Annotated in this window: 6 protein-coding genes; 4 read left to right on the forward strand and 2 right to left on the reverse strand. The window is 73.9% G+C overall.

What is annotated here, in order from left to right:
• Positions 1 to 389 (forward strand): helix-turn-helix transcriptional regulator (locus tag ACFP3V_RS31805; protein ID WP_380591307.1); only part of this gene is annotated, 389 nt, incomplete at its 5' end.
• Between the two features lie 38 nt (positions 390 to 427).
• Here ACFP3V_RS31805 and ACFP3V_RS31810 read toward each other — a convergent pair.
• Positions 428 to 1,030: a TetR/AcrR family transcriptional regulator gene (locus ACFP3V_RS31810; protein WP_380591310.1), complete on the reverse strand. Its 603-nt coding sequence runs from the start codon at positions 1,028 to 1,030 to the stop codon at positions 428 to 430.
• Between the two features lie 81 nt (positions 1,031 to 1,111).
• Between ACFP3V_RS31810 and ACFP3V_RS31815 the strand changes: the two genes are divergently transcribed.
• Together ACFP3V_RS31815 and ACFP3V_RS31820 are read left to right on the forward strand one after the other, a co-directional pair.
• The gene (locus tag ACFP3V_RS31815; RefSeq protein ID WP_380591312.1) at positions 1,112 to 2,251 is read left to right on the forward strand and encodes an acyl-CoA dehydrogenase family protein; all 1,140 of its coding nucleotides are present in this window, start codon (positions 1,112 to 1,114) and stop codon (positions 2,249 to 2,251) included.
• 43 nt (positions 2,252 to 2,294) lie between these two features.
• Positions 2,295 to 3,056 (forward strand): SDR family NAD(P)-dependent oxidoreductase, encoded by a 762-nt coding sequence (locus ACFP3V_RS31820; protein WP_380591315.1) that lies wholly within the window; start codon positions 2,295 to 2,297, stop codon positions 3,054 to 3,056.
• Between the two features lie 154 nt (positions 3,057 to 3,210).
• Here ACFP3V_RS31820 and ACFP3V_RS31825 read toward each other — a convergent pair whose 3' ends face one another.
• The gene (locus tag ACFP3V_RS31825) at positions 3,211 to 3,489 is read right to left on the reverse strand and encodes an HPr family phosphocarrier protein (protein ID WP_380591316.1); all 279 of its coding nucleotides are present in this window, start codon (positions 3,487 to 3,489) and stop codon (positions 3,211 to 3,213) included.
• A gap of 187 nt (positions 3,490 to 3,676) precedes the next feature.
• On the opposite strand from ACFP3V_RS31825, the gene ACFP3V_RS31830 reads away from it, so the two are divergent.
• On the forward strand, positions 3,677 to 6,481 hold the full coding sequence (locus ACFP3V_RS31830; protein WP_417774528.1) for a bifunctional acetate--CoA ligase family protein/GNAT family N-acetyltransferase: 2,805 nt from the start codon (positions 3,677 to 3,679) through the stop codon (positions 6,479 to 6,481).
• Positions 6,482 to 6,544: the final 63 nt, after the last annotated feature.

Raw genomic sequence — 6,544 nt, forward strand, 5'->3', positions numbered from 1 at the left:
GCCGGGTCCGCCTGCTGCGCGCCCGCGCGGCCGCGCCGCCCGCCGACCCGCCCGCGGCCGAGGCGCTGCGGGAGCTGCACGCGGAACTGCGGGCCATCGCCGGCGCGCTGACGGACCAGGCGCTGCGCGGCCGCCTGCTGGACGCCTCGCGGCGGGTCGCGGACCTGACCCGGAGCCAACCGGACGGTCCGCAGGCGCAGTTGACGCCCCGGGAGCTGGACGTGCTCGCCCAGGTGGCGCTGGGCTGCACCAACGCGGAGGCGGCCGGCCGGCTGTCGCTGCTGCCGGAGACGGTGAAGGCCTACCTGCGCAGTGCGATGCGCAAGCTTGGGGCGTCGACCCGGTTCGAGGCGGTTGTCCGCGCCCGCCGGGCGGGTCTGCTGCCCTGAGAGCGGGCGTGGCGCACGGTTGCTGACGCCGTGTCAGGTCAGCGGGTCAGGCCGTGCAGCAGGAGCTCGGCCAGGTTGGCGTAGGCCTCCGCGTCGGCGAGGCCCGTGGCCGCGGCGACCTGGCGCTGCTGGATACGGACCATCACGGAGGAGATGACGTCGGCCGCGAAGGCGATGTGCACCTCGCGGAAAACCCCGGCCGCGACGCCCTCCTCGATCAGCTGCTCCACCCGGCGGGCCGCCGCCCGGGTGTTGCGTTCGTAGACCTCGGCGGCGGGTTCGAAGCCCGCCATGTCGTCGAAGAACTGCGCGGAGAGCGGGCCGAGTTCGGCCGCGACCGCGTGCAGGTAGGCGGCCAGCCGGGCCGCCGGGTCGGTCTCGGCGGCCAGTGCCGCCTCCACCCGCGCCGTGGCCTCCCGGAAGAAGTGCACCACCGCGGTGCGGACCAGCTGCTCCTTGCTGTCCGCCAGGCCGTACAGGGTCCGCTTCGAACAGCGCAGCCGCCGGGCCAGGTCGTCGAGGGTGAACCGGGCGAAACCCTGCTCGGTCAGCAGCCGCACCAGGGCCTCGAAGAGCTCGGAGCGCCGCGCGGCGCCGCGCCCGGTCAGCTTCGGGTTCTGGGCGGCGGACGTCTCGATCACCTGGACAGTATCCCCCGACCGCGGGATTCGCTACGCTAAGCGGTACTGGAGTACCGCTTTGAGTACCACTTGGAGCCCGCCATGGCCGTCGACCGTCTGCTTCCCACCCCGGAGGCGGAGGATCTGATCGCGCTGACCAGCGAGATCGCCGACAAGGAACTCGCCCCTCGGGTCGATCAGCACGAGAGCGAGGAGCGCTACCCGGAGGGACTGTTCGCGGTCCTGGGCCGGGCCGGACTGCTGGGACTGCCGTACTCCGAGGAGTACGGGGGCGGCGGTCAGCCGTACGAGGTCTACCTGCAGGTGCTGGAGGAGCTGGCCCGCCGCTGGGCGGCCGTGGCCGTGGCGACCAGCGTGCACACCCTGGCCTGCCACCCGCTGAGCGCCTTCGGCACCGAGGAGCAGAAGCAGAAGTGGCTCCCGTCGATGCTGGCCGGCGAGATGATCGGCGGCTACAGCCTCTCCGAGCCGCAGGCCGGCTCCGACGCCGCCGCCCTCACCTGCAAGGCCGAACGGACCGACACCGGCTACCGGATCACCGGTACCAAGGCGTGGATCACCCACGGCGGCAGGGCCGACTTCTACGCCCTGTTCGCCCGAACGGCCCCGGGCAATCACGGCATCTCCTGCTTCGTCGCCCCCGGCCAGGCTGACGGTCTCAGCTTCGGCAGGCCCGAGCGGAAGATGGGACTGCAGGCCGTCCCCACCACCTCCGCCATGTGGGACGGCGCGGTGATCGACGCCGAGCGGCTGGTCGGCGAGGAGGGCCAGGGCCTGCAGATCGCCTTCAGCGCTCTGGACAGCGGCCGCCTCGGCATCGCGGCCTGCGCCACCGGGCTCGCCCAGGCCGCCCTGGACTCGGCCGTCGGCTACGCCAACGAGCGGACCACCTTCGGCCGGAAGATCATCGACCACCAGGGCCTCGGCTTCCTGCTCGCGGACATGGCGGCCGCGGTCGACTCCGCCCGCGCCACCTACCTCGACGCCGCCCGCCGCCGCGACCTCGGCCGCCCGTTCAGCCGCCAGGCCAGCGTCGCCAAGCTGGTGGCCACCGACGCGGCGATGAAGGTGACCACGGACGCGGTCCAGGTGCTGGGCGGGTACGGATACACGCGGGACTTCCCGGTCGAGCGCTACATGCGCGAGGCGAAGATCATGCAGATCTTCGAGGGGACCAACCAGATCCAGCGCCTGGTGATCAGCCGCGGCCTGGCCGCCTGAGCAGCCGACGCAGAGTCAACTTCCGCACCACTGAGGAGAATTCATGGAGATCGCCGGAACCGCGGCCCTGGTCACCGGCGCCGCCTCGGGTCTGGGCGCGGCGACCGCCGCCGCGCTGGCCGCGCGGGGCGCGACCGTCTACGGCCTGGACCTGGACAAGGCCGTCGCCGCGGCGGGCCCGCAGCCGGACGGCGTCACCCTGCTGGCCGCCGACGTCACCGAGGAGGCGGGCGTCCGCGAGGCGCTGGCCCGGATCGGGGACGACGGCGCGGAGCTGCGGCTCGCCGTCAACTGCGCCGGCATCGCCCCCTCGGCGCGCGTGCTGGGGCGGTCGGGACCGCACGACCTGGACCTGTTCCACACGGTGCTCAAGGTCAACCTGCTCGGCAGCTTCAACGTACTGCGGCTGGCGGCGGAGGCGATGGCCCAGCAGGAGCCCGACGCGGACGGGCAGCGCGGCGTCATCGTCAACACCGCCTCCATCGCGGCGTTCGAGGGGCAGGTCGGGCAGATCGCCTACTCGGCGTCCAAGGCGGGCGTCGCGGGGATGACCCTGACGGCGGCGCGGGACCTGGCGCAGTTCGGCATCCGCGTGGTGACGGTGGCCCCCGGCATCGTGGACACGCCGATGATGGCCGGCTTCTCGGAGGAGGTCCGCTCGGGCCTCGCGGCGGGGGTGCCGTTCCCGAAGCGGCTGGCCCGTCCCGAGGAGTACGCCCGGCTGGTACTGATGATCGCCGAGCACGACTACCTCAACGGCGAGACCCTCCGCATGGACGGCGCCCTCCGCATGGCGCCCCGGTAGGGGCGCGAGGCTGCATGGGCGGCTCCGCCGCGTGGGCGCGATCAGCCCAACACCCGCCGAGGTTCGACCCTGATTGCAGGACGGACCTCCCTGGGTGGTGGGCTGCTCGCGCAGTTTCCTCGCGCCCGTGAGAGTGCGACTGCCCGTCGGAGGGCTACGCCTCGGGCAGTTCGTCGAGGCCCTCGGCCACGAGCTTCGCGAGGCGGTCCAGCGCCGCGTCCGCGCCGTCCGCGTCGGAGGCCAGGACGACCTCCTCCCCGCCGGCCGCCCCAAGGCCCAGCAGGGCCAGCATGGACGCCGCGTTCACCGGGGTCCCGCCCGGCTTCGCGATGGTGACCGGCACGCCCACCGAGCCCGCGGCGCGGACGAAGACGGAGGCGGGACGGGCGTGCAGGCCCTCGGGCCAGCCGATGGTGACGCGGCGCTCAGCCATGATGCGTGCCTTTCACGTGGTGCGCTGTGGTTCGGACGCCCTGTCCGGACGGCCAGGTTGTCTAGACCATTCTCGCACGGCTGCGGACGAGGGCGGACCGGGGCGGGGCAGCGGCCTTCGTCCTCACCTTGCCCCGACCCTCCTCCATACCCGCGACGGCGCGCCGCACCCGCGTAGCCTGTGCAGGGTGACCGATGCCGAGCCGCAGCGCGCAGGACAGGGCGGCGCACAGGACGCCCCGCAGCCTCCCGCCTACCCGGCCCACTGGGAGGCCGACATCCTGCTGCGCGACGGCGGCACGGCGCGGCTGCGCCCCATCGTCCCGGAGGACGCGGAGCGGCTGCTCGCCTTCTACGAGCGGGTCTCCGACCAGTCCAAGTACTTCCGCTTCTTCGCGCCCTACCCCCGCCTGTCCGAGCGCGACGTGCGGCGGTTCACCCACCACGACTACGTCGACCGCGTCGGTCTCGCCGTGCTGGTCCAGGACGAGTTCGTGGCCACCGTCCGCTACGACCGGATCGACGCCTCCGGGCGGCCGTCCGGGGAGGGCACCGAGGCCGAGGTCGCCTTCCTGGTCCAGGACGACCAGCAGGGGCGCGGCATCGCCTCCGTCGCCCTGGAGCACATCGCGGCGGTCGCCCGCGAGCGCGGCATCCGCCGCTTCATCGCCGAAGTCCTGCCCGCCAACCGGAAGATGGCCCAGGTCTTCACCGACGCCGGATACACCCAGCGGCGCAGCTTCGCCGAGGGCGTGCTCCACTTCGAGCTGGACCTGGAGCCCACCGAGCAGTCCCTGGCGGTCATGCGCGCCCGCGAGCACCGCGCCGAGGCCCGGTCGATGCAGCGGCTGCTGGCCCCGGGCTCGGTCGCCGTCGTCGGCTCCGGACGCAACCCCGCCGGGGTCGGCCGGACCCTCCTGCGCAACCTGCTCTCCGGCGGCTTCACCGGCGCCCTCTACGCCGTCAACTCGGCGATGAAGCATGGGGAGTTGGACGGCGTCCCGGTGCATCCGAGCGTCGCGGACATCCCCGGCCCGGTGGACCTGGCCGTCGTCGCGGTGCCGGCCGGCCAGGTGTCCGGCGTGGTCGCCGACTGCGGGCGCAAGGGCGTGCGGGGGCTGGTCGTGATCACCGCCGGGTACGCCGAGACCGGCATCGCCGGGCGGGAGCGGCAGCGTGAACTCGTGCGCCAGGCACGGGCCGCGGGCATGCGGGTGCTCGGACCCAACGCCTTCGGCCTGCTCAACACCGACCCGGGCGTCCGGCTCAACGCCTCGCTCGACCCGCTGCTGCCCAAGCGCGGACCCCTGGGGCTGTTCAGCCAGTCCGGGGCGATCGGCGCCGCGCTGCTGGAGGCCGCCCACCGCCGCGGCCTCGGCATCTCCGCCTGCGTCTCGGCCGGCAACCGGGCCGACGTCTCCGGCAACGACCTGATCCAGTACTTCGAGGAGGACGAGGCCACCCAGGTCGCCCTGCTCTACCTCGAATCCTTCGGCAATCCGCGGAAGTTCAGCCGCCTGGCCCGGCGGCTGGCCGCGGTCAAGCCGCTGGTCGTGGTCAAGGGCGGCCGCTTCGCCCGCAGCGTCCCCGCCGGGCACGCGCACGCGCTGACCCGCATCGACGACTCCACCGTGGACACCCTCTTCCAGCAGGCGGGCGTGGTCCGGGTGGACACCATCACCGAGCTCTACGACACCGCCGACCTGCTGGCCCACCAGCCGCTGCCCGCGGGGGAGCGCGTCGCGATCGTCGGCAACTCCGACTCCCTCGGCCTGCTCACCCACGACGCCTCGCTGGGCGCGGGGCTGCGACCGCTGGCCCCGCAGGACCTGACCACGGCGGCGACCCCGGAGGACTTCCGGCTCGCGCTGCACGCGGCGGTGGACCGCGAGGACAGCGACGCCGTCGTGGCCGTGGTGATCCCGCCGATCGGCGTGGAGGGCTACCCGCTGTTCCCCGGTTCCGGGCTGATGGCCTCCGAGGAGCGCTATGGCAGCTCCTTCGACACGGCCCCGTACGCGGCGATGCTCGTCGAGGCCTCGCAGCACGCCGCCGCGGCTGGAAAGCCGCTGCTGGTGGTGCATCTGGCGATGCCTCAGCTGGTGGACGAGATCAACGACGCCCTGGGCGACGCGGGGCGCGTCCCCGGTTACCCGCGCCCCGAGCGTGCCGTGCGCGCCCTCACCCACAGCGTCCGCTACGCCGCGTGGCGGCGGGCCAACGCGGAGACGGGCACGGTCCCCGAGTTCCCGGACATCGACACCGGATCGGAGGACGCGGCGCGGCGCCAGGTTGCCTCTGCCCTGGGTGAACTGCGTGGACGCGAGTTGACGGCCGAGGAGGCGGCGCAGCTGCTCGCCCACTACGGGATCCGCGTGCTGCGGGCGCTGCCCGCACCTGACGAGGAGTCAGCGGTGCGGGCGGCGGCGGAACTCGGCTACCCCGTCGCGCTCAAGGCCACGACGGAGCGGCTGCGCCACCGGCCGGACCTCGGCTCGGTCCGGCTCGACCTGGTCAACGAGACCGCGCTGCGGCGCTCCCACCGCGAGATGACCGCCACCCTCGGCCCGGAGCCGGGCCTGGTGGTCCAGCCGATGGCGGCGCGCGGCGTGGACACCACCGTCTCCGCGGCGGTGGACCCGGCCATCGGCGCGATCCTGTCCTTCGGCCTCTCGGGCGCCCCGTCGGAGCTGCTGGGAGACGTCGCGCACCGGCTCGTCCCGGCGACGGACGCGGAGGTGTCGTCGCTGGTCAGGGAGGTGAAGGCGGCCCCACTGCTGTTCGGCTGGCGCGGGGCGGCCCCGGTGGACACGGACGCGCTGGAGGAGGTGCTGCTGCGGGTCTCCCGACTGGTGGACGACCTGCCCGAAGTGGCCGAGCTGACGCTGGAACCGGTGGTGGTCGCCCCCGCGGGCGTCGCGGTCCTCGGCGCCTCCATCCGCCTCGCGCGCCTCCCGGCGCGCACCGACCTCGGCCCGAGGGTGCTGAGCTGACGGTCCCCGCTGGGGGCGCGAGGAACTGCGCGAGCACCACACCACTCGGGGAGGTTCGGCCGC

The sequence above is a fragment of the Streptacidiphilus monticola genome, assembly GCF_042658505.1.
GTDB classification, from domain to species: domain Bacteria; phylum Actinomycetota; class Actinomycetes; order Streptomycetales; family Streptomycetaceae; genus Streptacidiphilus; species Streptacidiphilus monticola.

Coding starts and splice junctions, on each gene's coding strand:
- ACFP3V_RS31820 (WP_380591315.1), top strand. CDS start 2,295: ATGGAGATCGCCGGAACCGCGGCCCTGGTCACCGGCGCCGCCTCGGGT.
- ACFP3V_RS31825 (WP_380591316.1), bottom strand. CDS start 3,489: ATGGCTGAGCGCCGCGTCACCATCGGCTGGCCCGAGGGCCTGCACGCC.
- ACFP3V_RS31815 (WP_380591312.1), top strand. CDS start 1,112: ATGGCCGTCGACCGTCTGCTTCCCACCCCGGAGGCGGAGGATCTGATC.